The sequence below is a fragment of the Paenibacillus sambharensis genome (genome assembly GCF_003233845.1).
GTDB classification, from domain to species: Bacteria; Bacillota; Bacilli; order Paenibacillales; family Paenibacillaceae; genus Paenibacillus_I; species Paenibacillus_I sambharensis.
Window position 1 is genome coordinate 14775 of record NZ_QKRB01000063.1, and the last position, 14802, is coordinate 29576.

A 14802-nucleotide genomic window follows, 5' to 3' on the forward strand; every position below is an offset into this window, starting at 1 on the left:
TTTACCATTGCGCAGATGTTTAGAGTAAGGATAGAAGCACTTGCAGTCAACAACCCCCATATTCCAAATCCTAATGTATTATTCCCGGGGGATGTCCTCTGCGTTCCAGGTTTAATCCCTTTCCCCTGCTGTACGTCTTTACAGTCCCGAGGGCGGGTACCGTTCGGCACAGGCGGCGCTGCTTATGTGAATTTTGGTCCAAGAGGAGGTCAGGCCGTGAGCATTATGGCAACCTTGCCGCAGCCTCGAGTTTTTGGTAATTTCAACAGCTATACAGGTGAAATAGTCATTTCCGGCACAGGCGGCTTTGGAAACCAGTTGTTCGCTACTCCCGAAGACCCGCCTACTTGGTCATCCCGAATAGAACTTCCTACCGCTGCATCCGTTACGCCAAACTCGCGTGTGTTCGTACGCCCATTTAATTCGTTGACCGGTGCTTCAGGTGCTCCTGTCTTAGAAGGTATAATTCTGGGTGGGAGTTGTCAATAACATTGAAGAGATTGCTCCTATCATTTGTGGCTCTGTTGATGTTGCCTCTAACGGACTTACTGCCTTCTTGAACCGTTCCTTGTAGCACAAGCCTCAGTGAATTCTGACTCAATTTATATGCTACATACGCCGAGTTTTGTTATAATAAGTGAAACAAGGTATACGGGGGTGGTGATCTAATGCATTTTGTTACCAAAGAGCAAATTGATCATTTGTCCGGGGTTAAGAAAAAGGAAATGACACGTGCCCTCTTTATGAATCCTAAAGTCATTGATGACTTAAGGGAAGCCGCTGAAGATAACGAACTGCTTTACGACGAAGAAGAAATTATGCATCTCGTGCATAAGGCTCAAAATGACCGATAAGCAGTATAAAGTTGCCTGGAAACGAAAGCGGCGTTAAAGTTCGCAAAGCTCTACAATGCAGATCACCGAAAAATGTTCAAGAACACGAATCAACTGTTATCCATTAATCCTCATCGAATCGCAGATGGTGTTGCCGATTTTCCTGGCTACCCATTCAACGGTTATTTATGGGCAATCATTAATAATGTTGTTATAGTGTACCGTGTCCACAGTGACGAGAGGATCATAAGCATTGAGACTTGCTACTCAGCCTTAACAGGAGAAGTTGCAGAGATCTTTTATGGTATTAACCCAGATGACGACAATGAGGATTAAACATAGAAATCGCCAAGGAAAATCCTTGGCGTTCTTTTTTACATAAATTTTACATCGATGTTTCCACCACTATATTATCTTCTAACCAACAGCGCAACCGACTAAGAAACCTATGAACGAAGATTGAGAATTCCTTTATTCTTATTTCTATCGGCAAAAAAGTAACTGCCTTCATTCTAGTAAGGGCGGCATAAGAAACTGCCCTTCCTCCTCCAGTGCACGCTTAGACGCTTATTCTTATAATACTGTATAAGCAAGCAGAACAGCAAAATCCACAACCTCGTACGATTGTGGTTTTGCATGGTGGAGTCGAGGGGGAGTCAAACCCCTGCCCTAATCTTGGTTTGAGCTCATGAGCTCGTAGAAGTATTCAGGTTCATGAGTTTTGTTAAGACGATACCAAGCGTCTAATGTTTTGGGAGACCAAACATCCAGCGCTTTTAAAACATGAACAGAAAATTCTAATGGTGCTACCCCGGATGCAGTGATCAATCTCCCATCGGTGACAGCAGACTCCGCTTTGTAATATTCTTGACCTGTATAAGAAGGGCAAATCATTTTAAGGTAGGCCAAATCATTGCTTGTGTGCCAGCGTGAATCTAACAATCCGGCTTGAGCAAGCCCTAAGGTAGCACCGCAAATTGCTCCAACTACTACCCCATCCTTTAAACACATCTCGGCAAATTTTAATATGGGTACGTGAACAGCTTCTGTCCATGTATTTCCACCAGGTATAATCAGTGCATCTGTGCTTTTAATGCTGCACTCATCCACTTTAATATCAGGCATTATTTTCAATCCGCCCATTGTCGTTACTGAAGTTCTTTCTATTCCAACGGTGACTATTTTCACTGGAGCCAGCCCCTGTCTGAAGTATCTTCCAGAGTTCAGTTCGGCGGCTAAATAACCTATTTCCCAATCGGACATGGAATCAAATACATAAAGATATACGGTACTATTCATTTTCAGGTCTCCTCATCAAGTTCATTTGGTAACAGCAGCCTTTCATCTATAATGAATGGTTATCCTCATCATATAACAGCTTCACTGACAACTGCTGTCAGTGAAGCTGTTAACCTTGGTAATATTCCATTAACTCTGAAGCAACCTCCACAAGTTTGTTGCCATCAACGTACCACCTCGGATCAAACTCATCCACTCCCGCCATGCAGACGCCGAACGGCTTCAGCACATGCATGACCTCGATCGTTTCGGCATGAGCATCCAGCATTTCTTGCAGTTCATCATCAGTAAAACAATACGTAAAGATCACCCAGAAACCCGAATCACAAAATATTACTAGTCCTATCTCGAGATAATTATACAATGCCAAAAGATTTGTATTGAGGGCTAGCAGCTCCCTGAACTACGATGATGGCGAGCGGCGGCCGGCACCGTATCCCCGATCGAGAAAGGAGAATGTGAATTATAGAGATTTAATAACAGAGATTGAGAGACTGTAGTCTGAAGATAGGTTTGTCCATCCTAAATCATTTGGAGGTTAAAAGATATGTCTAGCAGAACCCTTAGGTACGCTCTTCTATTGACCATGATCGTTTCTTTGAGCATAGCTTCCATAGCAAGTGCAGCTGTCATCAATCATCACCAAGTGGTAGGATTCAAGGAAGTGACCCCGACTACAGTTACTCAAAAAGCAGCGAAACTCTTTCAACCCACATTAAAGGTTTCTAACGCGTGTGTGCCCTTCCCCGCAGTAGATGTGGATGGTAATACCAGTGGTGGTTTGGCTCCTTCAGGATCACCTAGCGGAGAGTGCAGCTCCAGCATTGGCCAAGTATATGAACGTTCAGCATGGTACAATGGCGTGTGGGCAATTATGTATTCTTGGTATTTCCCTAAAGACGGTCCAATTACGCAAGCGGGCCACAGACATGACTGGGAAGCCGTTGTCGTGTGGGTAGATAATCCTGCAGCTGCGAGTCCAAAAATTCTGTCCATCGCAGCTTCTCAGCACGGCAAATTCGTGAATAAAGCTCCTAGCACCTCCAACACGAATGGGACTCATCCTAAGATTGAATATAAGAGTATCTTCCCGCTGAACAATGCCCTATATCATACGAGTACCGATGGCGGCTATCAACCGCTAATTGGCTGGGACGATTTATCTGCTGCCGCAAGACATGCATTAAATACAACCAGCTTCGAGGATGCCAACGTTCCTATGAATGACGCTAACTTCCAATCGAATCTTGCGAAAGCTTGGTTCCAATAAGCGATTCAAGCTTGCGACCTGCTTATTAAGCAGGTCGTTTTTTCTTTCATCTAGCCAAGGCCTGGGGGTGATGGCGCGAAGCGAATAACACCCAATTAGTCCTTATCGGATCAAACCCATCCGCTCCCGCCATGCAAACGCCGATCGGCTTCAGCACATGCATGACCTCGATCGTTTCTGCATGAGATTCCAGCACTTCTTGCAGCTTTCGATACACGATAGGACTCTTGTCTGTTCCGGCCCCGCGTAGCTCGACGCCGTAGCTTCGAACGGCTTTCATCATATGCGCTGCCGAGATGTGGCCACCACTGCGGGTACGGGTTTTCCAGTTCATTATACCCGCGGCCTGCGTCCGGCTCATGTTTGGATACCTTACAATAACTACTCCCTGTATCCTGGATAACTCGTAATATCCCAACCTATCTACTCTTGAAAATGCAAAAAAACTAGCATAGGCATGAATAAAAATAGTCCAAGCCTCGGTTAAGAAGCTTGGACATTCTTATAGCAATTCTCAGCCCTCTGTACCATTCCTCACCAGCAAAGCCACCGATTCTACGTGAACGGTATGCGGGAACATATCCACCGGCTGCACTTCCACCGTCCTATACCCGCCGTCTTCGAGCACTCTTAAGTCCCGGGCCAGCGTGGACGGATTGCACGACACATACACCACGCGCTCCGGCTTCATGCGAATGATCGTGTCCAGCAGCGCCTGGTCGCAGCCTTTGCGCGGCGGGTCTACGACTACCACATCTGCTACAATGCCCTCTTCACGCCAGCGCGGAATAACTTCCTCAGACAGGCCGACCGCGAACTCGGCGTTCGCAATGCCGTTCAGCTCCGCATTGCGCTTCGCATCCTCGATCGCCTCCGGCACAATCTCCACGCCGTACACTCGCCCGGCCTGCCGAGCCAGGAACAGCGAGATTGTCCCGATCCCGCAGTAAGCGTCAATCACATTCTCCGTCCCTGTCAGCCCAGCATATTCTACCGCCTTGCGGTACAGCGCCACGGTCTGCAGCGGGTTCACCTGATAGAACGAACGTGCCGAGATGGCAAAGCGGATGCCGTCGAGCTCATCATAGATCACATCCTGACCCCAGAGCATGCGTGTCTCATCACCGAAGATGACATTCGTCTTCTTCGTGTTCACGTTCTGCACGATGCTCTTCACATCGGGCAAAATCTCGCGGATGCCGCTTACCAGCGCATCAGCATTCGGCAGCTTCCGGCCGTTCGTCACGAGGACGACCATCGTCTCGCCAGAGATGAAGCCTGTCCGCACAACGACATGGCGCAGCAGCCCACGGCCGCTTGCCTCATCGTATGCGGTCACGCCAAGCCGAGAGCCAATCTCCTTGACGCGCCGCACAGCATCATCGTTCCGCTCATGCTGGATGAGGCACTCGTCCATGTCGATGATCCGGTGCGAGCCTCGCGCGTAGAAGCCCCCGATCAGCGAACCGCTGGCACCATTGTCGAGGTCAGCCATTGCCATGCCAATCGGCACCTGGGCCTTGTTCCGGTAGCGCCACGGGTCCTGCATGCCAAGCGTGGGATGAACCATAATGCCCTCACTGCCTGCAGCACCCTCATTCACGGCCAGCTGCTTGAAAGCGAGCCCCGCCTTGTCCCCCGCTTCCTGCTCACCCGTCTCCAACTCCGCTCCAGCCTTCCCGCTTCCGCTATTCGCCACCTGCAGCTTGCCTATCCGCGTTAGGTTGTCAATGACATGCTGGCGCTTCCAGGCCAGCTGTGCTTCGTAGCTCATATGCTGCAGCTGACAGCCGCCGCACTGCTTGAAGATCGGGCAAGGTGCGTCGATGCGGTCCGGACTCGTCTCCAGCAGGTCCATCAGACGGGCATAGCCGTACTGCTTCTTCACCTTCATAACCTTCGCGCGGACACGCTCACCAGGAAGCGCCCCCTGTATAAAAAGGGTAAAGCCATTAACCCGGCCTACCCCTTCGCCATCATGCGTCAAGCCGACGATCTCGGCCGTGACCTCTTCATTTTTGCTGACTGGAATACTCATGTTCCCTCCACTAGTGATGCATTCGACAAACGGCTGCAAGACCGCTTCACGTTCCATTCGACATGCATCTTATTCAGACCCAAACCGCACACAAATATTACTAGACATAAAGAATCTACGTCTAATTTTGACTCTGCAACCGTATTTACCCAAACGCAATCATAATCCATCTATTAAAAGTTCTATATTTAAGACATTTCGTCTATCTAATATGAGTACCCGTAACAGCAACCCAGCCTCCAATAAGGTACTAACTTCACACAACAAGCACGCTAATTCCGCTTCCATTCGACAAATCAGCTACTGGTAAGACGATTCCCCATGCTCATCGACGAAGATGTGCAGATGCGATGGCAGAATGGAGAACGTGCATGGCAGCGTGCCGCCGTATTCGCCGTCGAGGTTCAGCTGCACATAGCCCGGTGTCGTTACCTTGAGCTGGCTGGTCTGAAAATGCAGGATATGCGGATCGTTCAGATGCTCGCCGCGCAGCGCCATCGAGGCAATCCGGATGAACTCGCCCAGGTTGCATTTCTTCAGTACGATCACATCGAGCAGGCCGTCCTCCAGACTGGCGCTTGGCGCCAGCTTCTCGAAGCCGCCGACGGAGTTGCTATTGCAGATGAGGAATAGCAGAATCTCCTCGTGAATGTCATCCTGGCCTGCGGCCTGGATCAGCATCTCGGAGGGACGCAGGCGGGTCATTTTCTCCAGACCCTTCATATAGTAAGCCAGCTGCCCGATCATCGTCTTCAGCTTGCTCGGCACCTCATAGGTCAGCTCTGTCAGAGAGCCGCCGCCGGCAATATTGATGAAGTAGCGCTGATTCGCCTTCCCGAGGTCAATCGGACGCGCATACTGCTGGATGATCAGGTCGCACGCATACTCCCAGTGCTTCGGGATGCCGAGCGCACGGGCGAAGTCGTTGGTGGTGCCGAGTGGCAGAATGCCAAGCGGCGGACGGACCGGATGCTCCGCCATTCCGTTGATTACCTCATACAGCGTGCCGTCCCCGCCGGCTGCAATGACAATGTCGAAGCCTCGCTCAACAGCATCCGAGGCCGCAAGCGACGCATCGCCTTCGCCGACGGTCGCATGGCAGCTCGTCTCGATGCCGCCAAGCTCCAGCCGCTGCAGTATATCCGGCAAACGCCGCTTGATCTCTTCCCGTCCCGACGTCGGATTGTATATCAGTCTTGCCCGTTTAATCGCCAAACTTACGTCACTCTCCATCCTGTTCGGCTCCCGCCCCGGTCTGCTGCCCCTCCAGAGCATGCCCTGCATGATTGCGTACAATCGAAAAATCAGCACGATGCGCAGATAAGCCCACCGTACTGACTGTGCTTTACTAACAGATTAACCGTAACCGGTCCGATCATAAACCATTTCATTCCAACGCTCTACATACGCACGAGGCGCCTTCTGGTTCCATCATACCGCAAATTTCGCCGTATTCCCAGTCCATGGAGCAAGCATGCCCGTCCAAAGCCCCAGCGCAGCCATTTTCTCGTCTTACATCCAAGCCAGAATCACTCTGAAACCGGCCTCCATGCCCGCCTTGAAAATCGCCGCAGACGCACGCTCGCATCCTGCTGCACTGAATCTCCAGCTTCGGTCTGCTCTTCCAGCTCATTCGCATTGCCAGCCGCGATCAGCTCCGGCAGCTCTTCCAGCCACTCCTCAATCTGCTGCTCCATCCAGCGCGTCAAATAAGGATTCGGCAGCAGCGCCTCACCATTATACTGGTAGTCAAAGCCCTGCAGCCGTTCTGGAATCACCGTGCTCGTAAAATAACCCCGGCTCAAAAACAGCGGCGCCACGACCACCGCCTCGCCAGGGTATTTGCGCTGCAGCGCACCCATCACGCATCCGGCCTGGTTCGGCAGCAGCATCGCAATCTCCGACCGGGCAAAACCGCCCAGCATCCGCACCCGCTCCGCCAGCTGCGACATCCCGGTCCGCCAGATGCGGTTCAACACCTTCTCCCGGCTCCCGTGCGCCACTAGCAGCAGCGTCTCATGCGAAGGCTCCTCCGCCAGCGGCCTGATATTCTCCCACACCAGCTCAGCGATCACCGGATCGTCATCAATCGGCAGGCCCATCGTGACATTCGCGCGGCGTACGGTAAAAGGGTCCATGTCTCCATCGCGAAATGCCGCCTTCGGGAACCCGAAGGACTGCCCAATGTCATCGACATGGGTACTGCCCGAGGAGACGAACAGCGGCAGCACGAGCATCTCGGTGACGCCGTCCGCCTCCAGCGCATCCACGCCATCCTGAATCAGCCTGCCCTCTACAATCTCAAGGAAGGACGAATAGACCGGCACGCCTTCAGGCACACGAACCGCACGCACCGCTTCATCGACCAGCGCCACCCATTCCGGGTCGCGCGAGCCGTGACTGATTACCAGAACGCCCGGCTTCATTGCTATCTCCCAAGACGCGACAGCGCCATCGTATAGCCGTCATTGCCATAGTTCAGGCACCGCTTCACACGCGAAATGGTAGCCGTGCTTGCTCCCGTCTCCGCTTCGATCTGATTGTAGGTGGAGCCTTTGCCAAGCATGCGGGCAACCTCCAGGCGCTGTGACAGCGACTGAATCTCGTTCACCGTGCACAGGTCGTCAAAGAATATATAGCATTCCTCCACTGTCTTAAGCGTCAGAATCGCCTCGAACAGCTGGTCAATGGATTTATCGTTCAGCTTCTTAAGCTGCATACAGGTCACCTCTATTTTTATGAGAACAATTATTCTCAATTGTATAGGCTTTGGCAGCATTTATCAACCTTCACCGTAGTCACGCTTTACAGAACAGAAGGATTCAGGCGCTATAACCCAGGAAATCCGCCGCAACCGGGCATCCGTCCAATCGCCGCGCCCGCCTACCCCATAGACTGTTAACAAGTGGAAACGGCGAAAGCCCGCTTACCAGCGATTCGGGCGGCCTAATCAGTGCTTCCTATCGCAAGCGAGCGGGCGGGTTCAACCTCGCCGGCGTTCTGAAATCTGACAGAAAAGGGTTGTGATCGCGTGAATCCGTATTATCGCAGCATCCGCAGCCATCGGGCCTACCAGCCATCGGCGGACGGCGGACAATACCCCGGCATCAATGAAAGTTCAGCATTCGGCGGTGGAGCTCCCGGCAGTGGCTTCCCCTTCGGCGGCGCCCCTGCACCAGGCAGTGAGTCCGCCAACCTGCCTGCTGTCGTCCCCGCCGCAGACGCAGCACCAGCAGCTGGCGGCAAGCTCGGCGGCTTCTCACTGGCGAACATTGGTGAGCTGAAAGGCTTCATCGACCGCATGGGCGGTCTGGACGGCATTCTCGGCACGATGACCAAGGTGCAGAAGCTGTTCGCGAACGTGCAGCAGATGGCCCCGATGCTAAAGGTGCTGATGGGATCATTCGGCAAAAAGGGCGCAGCATCCGTGCTGGCTGACGACGATGACGGCGAATGGAAGCCATCCCGGCGCCGCAGACGCCGCAAGACGCGCAGACGCAGCGGCAGCGGCGGAACCGGCTCCCGGCGCAAGAGCAAGACTCCCCGCCGCTCCCGCAAGTAGGGAGAGCATCAACCCGGAAGCAAGCAGGCTACCCGCCAGAACGGTGGTACGGGTCAAGAAAACCGCTGCTTATACCTATCTTCAGCAAGGCAGCCTGCCGCTTCAAGCACTACAGGAGCCACCTGGCCCGAAATGGGCAATGTGGCTCCTGTATGATTTTCCGCATATAAGCAACTGCAAGATTCCCGGCTGCATCCGCAGCAGGGCTGCTTCGTTACTTCGCCCGCGAATTCGCACGGTGCAGGCCGCGCTCACCTTGATCCGATTCCATCTCCTGAATGTTCACCGTGTCACTGGCATTGCCGTACTCTTCGAGCGTCTTCCAGGCATCCGCTTCGTCGAAGCGCCCGTTGTTCGCCTGTCTGGCTTCACCGGCGCCTGTCGGCGGAGTGGTCATCACATCTTCCTCAACCGGCCGCTTCTCCGTCATCGTCTGTTGCGCACGCGCATGATCAATGCAGTACGGCGTCTCCGGCACGGCCTCCAGCCGCTCGAACGGAATCTCGGCTCCGCACTCCGTGCATGTGCCATACGTGTCTTCCTCCATCCGCTCCAGCGCCGCCTCGATCTCCTCGAGCCGCCCGCGGTAATTGTCGTTCAGCGCCATGTCACGCTCCCGCTCGAACGTCTCGGTCCCGAGATCCGCCGGATGGTTATCCGCCGAGCTCAGCTCACCAACAGAATCCTGCAGGGATATCGTAAACTCGCCGTCGATCTCTTCGTCCCGTATATCAAAATGACCCGCCAGCTGCTCGCGCTCATCCAGCAGCTGTTGCTTCAACTGCTGCAGCTGTTCCTCATTCAGATGTTTCATGCTGATCAGCCTCCCAAGCTCATTTGTACTCCTTATACCCTGCCAGCCCCGTACATGACGCAAGCCAGCGTGCTTAATGGGGTTCTGTGTGTGGAAAGACCCCTGTTAAGACCAGCGCACTATTTCCCGGAAAATAATTGTCGCATTAGGTAAAGCGTTTTCGATATCGGGTAATAACAACAGACACTAACTGGAGGTGATAGGGCGATGGAACAACGGCAATTCGGCAAAACGGATATGCGTGTGACCGTGCTTGGCTTTGGCAGTGCCGAGATCGGCATGGACAAGGACCTGAATGTCTCCCAGGAGGATGCTAATCAGCTGCTGAGCAAGGTCCTCGACAGCGGCATTAACGTCATTGATACGGCATCCAGCTACAACACCAGTGAAGAGAAGATCGGCAGGGCCATCTCGCATCGCAGGCAGGAGTATTATCTGTTCAGCAAATGCGGCGAAGGCAGCAGTGTGGGACTGGATTATCCGGACTGGGATGCGCGCAATGTGCGCCCAAGCGTCGAGCGGAGCCTCAAGCGGCTGCAGACCGATTACCTCGACCTTGTGCTCATTCACAGCTGCTCGGAGGCGATTTTGCGCCAGGGGGATCTCATTCAGGAAGTGAAGAAGCTGAAGGAGGACGGGCTCGTCCGTTACATCGGGTACAGCGGCGACAGCACGAATGCCCTCTATGCCATTCAGACGGATGAGTTCGACGTGCTGGAGACCTCGCTTAACATCGCGGATCAGGAGCCGATAGACTTGAAGACGCTGGAGGAAGCGGAGAAACGCCAGATGGGCATCATTATTAAACGTCCGGTAGCGAACGTAGTCTGGAACCGCGGACCCGAGGCCCCGAACAACCCGGATATCTACAAGGAGCGGCTGGACAAGCTGAACTACTCCTTCATGAACGAGTCGCCGGATAAAATTCTGGAATACGCGCTGCGCTTCACGCTCTCCGTGCCGCAGGTAGATACAGCGATTGTCGGAACGACCAAGCCGGAGCACGTGCTCGAAAATATCGCCATGGCAAACAAAGGCAAGCTCACCGACAGCGAAATGAACGAAATCCGCCGCCGCTGGCAGGAAGTTTGCGAGCCCGCCTGGGCTGGCTTGAAGTGAACTAGCAGCAGTTGGCCTCCTGTGAGGACTGGAATATAAGGCAGTGACAAAGGAGACGGCGCAGGCCGTCTTCCTTTATTGTGCTTACAATACCCAGGGCCTCTCCTTCCTTAAATCTGCCGCACCATACATTCAACCAAATATTCCCTTATATCGTCCATTAAGATAAACACTAGTCTTGGCTGCTGCAGCTTAACTCTTGAAAAGAGGGAGTATTTCACATATGAATCTGCAAAAAAAACTCATCATCCCGCTGACCGCTCTGCTCATGAGCCTTCCAACCGCTTGCTCTAACGATGTACCGCTTCCGTCACAGACTTCACTTACTGAGACATCTCAGACCAATGTTAACCGTAATGAGGATAAAGCTGTATTGACCGATCCCTCTATAAGGGCAGTGGGCACACATCCAGAAGGAAGGCTGCTCATTCGTTCCACTGAAAAGACTAGCGCCGCTCCGGCCCCGTTGGGAGCCGCAAGCTGCTACGGCCTGGAGACTGATCTCAAATGGTCCGGCACTCATCAGGTTGTGTGGGAATCCGCTGTCGATGATTCGACTAGCCCAGTCGTTTCTTTTAATAAAGGTTTGGAGATTATTCAGCCGGATGATACGCCAATAGAACTGCCGCAGTATGCCTTCGGCGATACTGTAATTTATATCTTCACGCCGCGTTACACCGACTGCCATGGTTTGGAGTTCCTGTTATTTGGTGTGCAGAATAACGAGGCATTCCCCGTAATGTTTGAATTCGATGGCCTGATCCGTGCAAATTTCTACAGGCTGCCTTCGAAGCCGGTAGAAGCAACAGAGGAAGGGATCGTGGTGACAGGGGGACTAGCTGCCGGTCAGGATTATATGGAGATCTATCATTTTGAATATGATGAGACAGAGCGCACCATGGTTCTTAAGAAAACCGAGAGGCTACCCGCCGGAGAGGTCAGGTGAGGCTATATGCGCAGCCTCTTCCGGGCAGGACTGATTGGCCGATTCGTCCATACGGGAGGCTTAATATGAGCAAAAGAAAAATGATTCTTGCAGGTGTTGGGATGATTGTGTTGTTACTCGTAAGCTCGATCTTTTTAAAACTGGAGCGCTTAGAACGTAAGGTAGAGAATTATTTATATTCTACGAGAGGTTACTCCGCTGAAAGTATTAAGCAAGTGGAAGCGCAACTTAGCAAGGTTCCGGGTATTTTAGTTGAGGTTATTTTTGCTGATGAGCCTAAAGTAAAGTACTTATACGGAGAGGATGATAACAAGTCGGTTATTCAATATGGTCATACAAATACTGGAGCCAATTACTATAAACACAGTGAACTGGGATACTAAAGTTACACAAGGATAGTCAGCAAAAAACGCCACTGCATTAGGATCTAGACAACGTCTGGCGGCCAAGACATATAACGCGTCCGGCAACTTAAAGGGAGTACATGGTAAGGCTTAATTTTCCAACCCTGCCGGCCATCTTTTCCCCTTCTCTACCTATTAGAAATTCTCCCTCCCCTGCCGATATACATATAGGTGTTGTTCCGCTGTACATAAGCATCGAGCAGCCTTCTATCACCCACCACAACGGCAAGTTACGACAATATCACCAAGGAGCGATCACATCACATGAATGTCGTTACACCACCCGCAGCCCCCGCAGCCAAGTCTCTAAGCATCACCGAGCAAGTATACCTCCAGCGGACGAAGGTGATGGCCGGATTGTTCGGAGCACTTTTCCTGCTGGCCAGTATTGCCATCGTTCTCGCGAAAGAGTGGCAGTATCTCCCTCTCAGTGTACTGCTTGGCGTGACCAGCGGGGTGCTGTACGGGATTACCCGCCTTAAGAAAGGCATGACAACAGCCCCTTATCTCGTTGTCGCCTCCCTATTGGCCATTAGTACGTTGGTGAACCTCGATGCTCTTAATGATCATATCATCATCCTGTCGGCAGTCATCCTGTGTCTGTATCCAAACTATCGTCCGCTGCTAATCTATTCGATTCTGGCACTGGCCGGAGTGAATAGTCTGGCGGCTGCTGGCATGATCACGGTACCCGCACATGAGAATCTCATTATGTTCAATATACTGCTTGTCCTTACTCTCATCCTGCTCATTATCGGGTCATTGATTGGACAGAAGCTGCTGCGGCAGGCACTGCTGAGCATTCAGATGGCTAATCAGGCGACCGCTCAGACGAACTCACTGCTGGACAAGGTGAAGCAGACCGTCTCCGTGCTCGACGAGTTCAATCAGGAGCTGCAGGAGAACAGCAGAACAACCGGCCGGATTACGAATGAAGTGGCGACCGGCTTCCAGGAAATTATGAAGGGTGTTGAAAGCCAGGCCGCCAGCATATCCGATATGTCCGAGACGATGGCCGTATCCAATGAGGAGATCGCTGCCGTTTCGGCTCATGCGAACGGAATGAAGGCGGTGTCGATGAAGTCGGCCGAGGTTACCTCCGAAGGGACCGGCCAAATTCAGGATATGGTCACCCGGATTCGGGATGTGGAAGAGATTATGGACGTGATCGTCATGTCGATGGAACAGCTGAACACGCAGAATCAGGCGGTCGGCAGCATTCTCTCGACCATATCGGAAATTGCGAACCAGACGAATCTTCTTTCCCTCAACGCATCCATAGAGGCTGCTCGGGCCGGCGAGAATGGGCGCGGATTCGCGGTTGTGGCGAATGAAGTGAAGAAGCTGGCCGAGAATTCGCACAAATATACCGGGGAGATCGCATCCATCCTGGATGGCTCCAAGGACTCGTTCATCTCGCTTGCTACCCAGGTCATGCGGGGTAAGGAGGCACTGACGGACGGCAAGAAGTCAGCGGAGAAATCCGAGGCGGTGTTTTACCAGATTTCTGAATTCACCGATCAAGTTGTCACGCAGGCAGTTGAGGTTGAAGAGAAGACGAACAAGATCAAGCGCTCTTCGGATCTTATTGTTGGAGAGATCAGCACCATTGCCAGTGTAACGGAGGAGTCGACAGCTGCATTCCAGCAGATCTCCGCAAGCGTTGATAACCAGCGGCATATGGTCGACCAGACGCTAAGCAGCTTCCGGCAGCTGGAGAAGCTCATCACCGAGCTAAAGGAACTGACGCACGAACGGACACCGGTAAACGAATAACGTTTCTTTCTAAAGCTTCATGTAAAATAGCAGCGGTGCTCCGTCTCTCTGAGGCGGTGTGCCGCTGCTTTGTCAGCCTTATCGGGCCTCTGGCCTGCGAGTGCCCAAATGGGCAGGCTGCTGTTGTAAGATGGCCTTCGCCCGCTCCTACCATAGGTCCCGTCACAGCCCGGGTGCCCTAAGGCAGCAGCAGCAGCATCACCAGCACAGCCAGGAGTATGTCCATCACAGCCAGGCTGGCAAATAGAAACCAGATGATACCTTTCGATGAGCGGAAGGTGTCGCTGTTGATCCCGTCCCGCTTCTGGAAATATTCTCGAGTAGCCAGGAACAAGATTACACCTGCCAGGATCACGGCCGCTATGCCGGCTACTGCCGCCAGGGTGTGTCCCGTGCTCTCATGCCGGGTTGAACGGAACACGACGCCTGCAGCCAGGAAGCCAAGACCCCCGACGGTTACCGTCGTCCGGATCCAGGCCAGATACGTGCGTTCGTTTGCCAGATGCTGCTGTACATAACGGGATTCACCGTTGGCTGCAGACTGATCTTTTGCTTGATTCACGGGGGTTCCCACCTCTCTATTGTCAATAGTAAAACTTACTTCCTTCATCATAATGACACGGGATGAAACCTTTTTTATGATATAGTGAAAATAGTATTGAAAAAACCATCCACATCCTTTAAAATAAACCAAGTACCGAGGTCGGAATTAATAAATATTCCTCTAAATCTATGTTTATA

Annotated in this window: 16 protein-coding genes and 1 pseudogene; 8 read left to right on the plus strand and 9 right to left on the minus strand. The window is 52.4% G+C overall.

The window, feature by feature from the left end:
* The first annotated feature begins 15 nt into the window (after positions 1–15).
* Together DNH61_RS27310 and DNH61_RS25765 are read left to right on the plus strand one after the other, a co-directional pair.
* Positions 16–489, plus strand: a complete 474-nt coding sequence (locus DNH61_RS27310; RefSeq protein ID WP_484216274.1) for a YoqH family protein — start codon at positions 16–18, stop codon at positions 487–489.
* Positions 490–668: 179 nt separating this feature from the next.
* Positions 669–854, plus strand: coding sequence for a hypothetical protein (locus DNH61_RS25765; protein ID WP_111149833.1), 186 nt, complete (start codon positions 669–671; stop codon positions 852–854).
* Positions 855–1502: 648 nt separating this feature from the next.
* Here the strand turns inward: DNH61_RS25765 and DNH61_RS25775 are convergent.
* A complete protein-coding gene (locus DNH61_RS25775) occupies positions 1503–2132 on the minus strand; it encodes a type 1 glutamine amidotransferase family protein (RefSeq protein WP_111149835.1) in 630 nt (209 codons plus the stop codon).
* A gap of 109 nt (positions 2133–2241) precedes the next feature.
* Positions 2242–2400, minus strand: a complete 159-nt coding sequence (locus DNH61_RS25780; RefSeq protein ID WP_181438893.1) for a hypothetical protein — start codon at positions 2398–2400, stop codon at positions 2242–2244.
* 318 nt (positions 2401–2718) lie between these two features.
* Here DNH61_RS25780 and DNH61_RS25785 point away from each other — a divergent pair, with 318 nt between their 5' ends.
* Positions 2719–3402 carry an NPP1 family protein gene (locus DNH61_RS25785; protein WP_425452325.1) on the plus strand — a complete coding sequence of 228 codons (684 nt, stop codon included), beginning with the start codon at positions 2719–2721 and terminating at the stop codon, positions 3400–3402.
* Between the two features lie 46 nt (positions 3403–3448).
* On the opposite strand, the pseudogene DNH61_RS25790 reads toward DNH61_RS25785, so the two are convergent.
* The 5 genes and pseudogenes from DNH61_RS25790 to DNH61_RS25810 all read right to left on the minus strand — a co-directional run.
* Positions 3449–3763, minus strand: a pseudogene (locus DNH61_RS25790) (hypothetical protein); the annotation flags it as partial.
* Positions 3764–3916: 153 nt separating this feature from the next.
* A complete protein-coding gene (gene rlmD, locus DNH61_RS25795) occupies positions 3917–5440 on the minus strand; it encodes a 23S rRNA (uracil(1939)-C(5))-methyltransferase RlmD (protein ID WP_111149838.1) in 1524 nt (507 codons plus the stop codon).
* Between the two features lie 300 nt (positions 5441–5740).
* Entirely contained in the window at positions 5741–6649 is a 909-nt protein-coding gene (locus DNH61_RS25800) for a diacylglycerol kinase (protein WP_181438892.1), read from the minus strand.
* A 320-nt stretch (positions 6650–6969) separates the two neighbouring features.
* Complete coding sequence (locus DNH61_RS25805) at positions 6970–7866, minus strand: sirohydrochlorin chelatase (RefSeq protein ID WP_111149840.1); 897 nt, start codon at positions 7864–7866, stop codon at positions 6970–6972.
* A 2-nt stretch (positions 7867–7868) separates the two neighbouring features.
* Complete coding sequence (locus tag DNH61_RS25810) at positions 7869–8159, minus strand: YerC/YecD family TrpR-related protein (RefSeq protein ID WP_111149841.1); 291 nt, start codon at positions 8157–8159, stop codon at positions 7869–7871.
* 312 nt (positions 8160–8471) lie between these two features.
* Here DNH61_RS25810 and DNH61_RS25815 point away from each other — a divergent pair, with 312 nt between their 5' ends.
* Positions 8472–9002 (plus strand): hypothetical protein, encoded by a 531-nt coding sequence (locus DNH61_RS25815; RefSeq protein WP_111149842.1) that lies wholly within the window; start codon positions 8472–8474, stop codon positions 9000–9002.
* A 214-nt stretch (positions 9003–9216) separates the two neighbouring features.
* Here the strand turns inward: DNH61_RS25815 and DNH61_RS25820 are convergent, their stop codons facing one another.
* A complete protein-coding gene (locus DNH61_RS25820) occupies positions 9217–9816 on the minus strand; it encodes a TraR/DksA C4-type zinc finger protein (protein ID WP_111149843.1) in 600 nt (199 codons plus the stop codon).
* Between the two features lie 207 nt (positions 9817–10023).
* Between DNH61_RS25820 and DNH61_RS25825 the strand changes: the two genes are divergently transcribed.
* From DNH61_RS25825 to DNH61_RS25840, 4 genes are all read left to right on the plus strand, one after another.
* Positions 10024–10935: an aldo/keto reductase gene (locus DNH61_RS25825; protein ID WP_111149844.1), complete on the plus strand. Its 912-nt coding sequence runs from the start codon at positions 10024–10026 to the stop codon at positions 10933–10935.
* A 223-nt stretch (positions 10936–11158) separates the two neighbouring features.
* Positions 11159–11881, plus strand: coding sequence for a hypothetical protein (locus tag DNH61_RS25830; protein ID WP_111149845.1), 723 nt, complete (start codon positions 11159–11161; stop codon positions 11879–11881).
* Between the two features lie 65 nt (positions 11882–11946).
* Entirely contained in the window at positions 11947–12264 is a 318-nt protein-coding gene (locus DNH61_RS25835; protein WP_111149846.1) for a DUF3139 domain-containing protein, read from the plus strand.
* A 285-nt stretch (positions 12265–12549) separates the two neighbouring features.
* Positions 12550–14061: a methyl-accepting chemotaxis protein gene (locus DNH61_RS25840; RefSeq protein WP_111149847.1), complete on the plus strand. Its 1512-nt coding sequence runs from the start codon at positions 12550–12552 to the stop codon at positions 14059–14061.
* A gap of 178 nt (positions 14062–14239) precedes the next feature.
* On the opposite strand, the gene DNH61_RS25845 is transcribed toward DNH61_RS25840, so the two are convergent.
* Positions 14240–14623, minus strand: a complete 384-nt coding sequence (locus tag DNH61_RS25845; protein ID WP_245948335.1) for a YidH family protein — start codon at positions 14621–14623, stop codon at positions 14240–14242.
* Positions 14624–14802 lie beyond the last annotated feature (179 nt).

What these genes read in the sequence shown, in the direction of transcription:
- DNH61_RS27310 (WP_484216274.1), top strand. Translation starts at nt 16, where the DNA reads ATGTTTAGAGTAAGGATAGAAGCACTTGCAGTCAACAACCCCCATATT.
- DNH61_RS25765 (WP_111149833.1), top strand. Translation starts at nt 669, where the DNA reads ATGCATTTTGTTACCAAAGAGCAAATTGATCATTTGTCCGGGGTTAAG.
- DNH61_RS25775 (WP_111149835.1), bottom strand. Translation starts at nt 2,132, where the DNA reads ATGAATAGTACCGTATATCTTTATGTATTTGATTCCATGTCCGATTGG.
- DNH61_RS25780 (WP_181438893.1), bottom strand. Translation starts at nt 2,400, where the DNA reads ATGCTGGATGCTCATGCCGAAACGATCGAGGTCATGCATGTGCTGAAG.
- DNH61_RS25785 (WP_425452325.1), top strand. Translation starts at nt 2,719, where the DNA reads ATGATCGTTTCTTTGAGCATAGCTTCCATAGCAAGTGCAGCTGTCATC.
- rlmD (WP_111149838.1), bottom strand. Translation starts at nt 5,440, where the DNA reads ATGAGTATTCCAGTCAGCAAAAATGAAGAGGTCACGGCCGAGATCGTC.
- DNH61_RS25805 (WP_111149840.1), bottom strand. Translation starts at nt 7,866, where the DNA reads ATGAAGCCGGGCGTTCTGGTAATCAGTCACGGCTCGCGCGACCCGGAA.
- DNH61_RS25810 (WP_111149841.1), bottom strand. Translation starts at nt 8,159, where the DNA reads ATGCAGCTTAAGAAGCTGAACGATAAATCCATTGACCAGCTGTTCGAG.
- DNH61_RS25820 (WP_111149843.1), bottom strand. Translation starts at nt 9,816, where the DNA reads ATGAAACATCTGAATGAGGAACAGCTGCAGCAGTTGAAGCAACAGCTG.
- DNH61_RS25825 (WP_111149844.1), top strand. Translation starts at nt 10,024, where the DNA reads ATGGAACAACGGCAATTCGGCAAAACGGATATGCGTGTGACCGTGCTT.
- DNH61_RS25830 (WP_111149845.1), top strand. Translation starts at nt 11,159, where the DNA reads ATGAATCTGCAAAAAAAACTCATCATCCCGCTGACCGCTCTGCTCATG.
- DNH61_RS25835 (WP_111149846.1), top strand. Translation starts at nt 11,947, where the DNA reads ATGAGCAAAAGAAAAATGATTCTTGCAGGTGTTGGGATGATTGTGTTG.
- DNH61_RS25840 (WP_111149847.1), top strand. Translation starts at nt 12,550, where the DNA reads ATGAATGTCGTTACACCACCCGCAGCCCCCGCAGCCAAGTCTCTAAGC.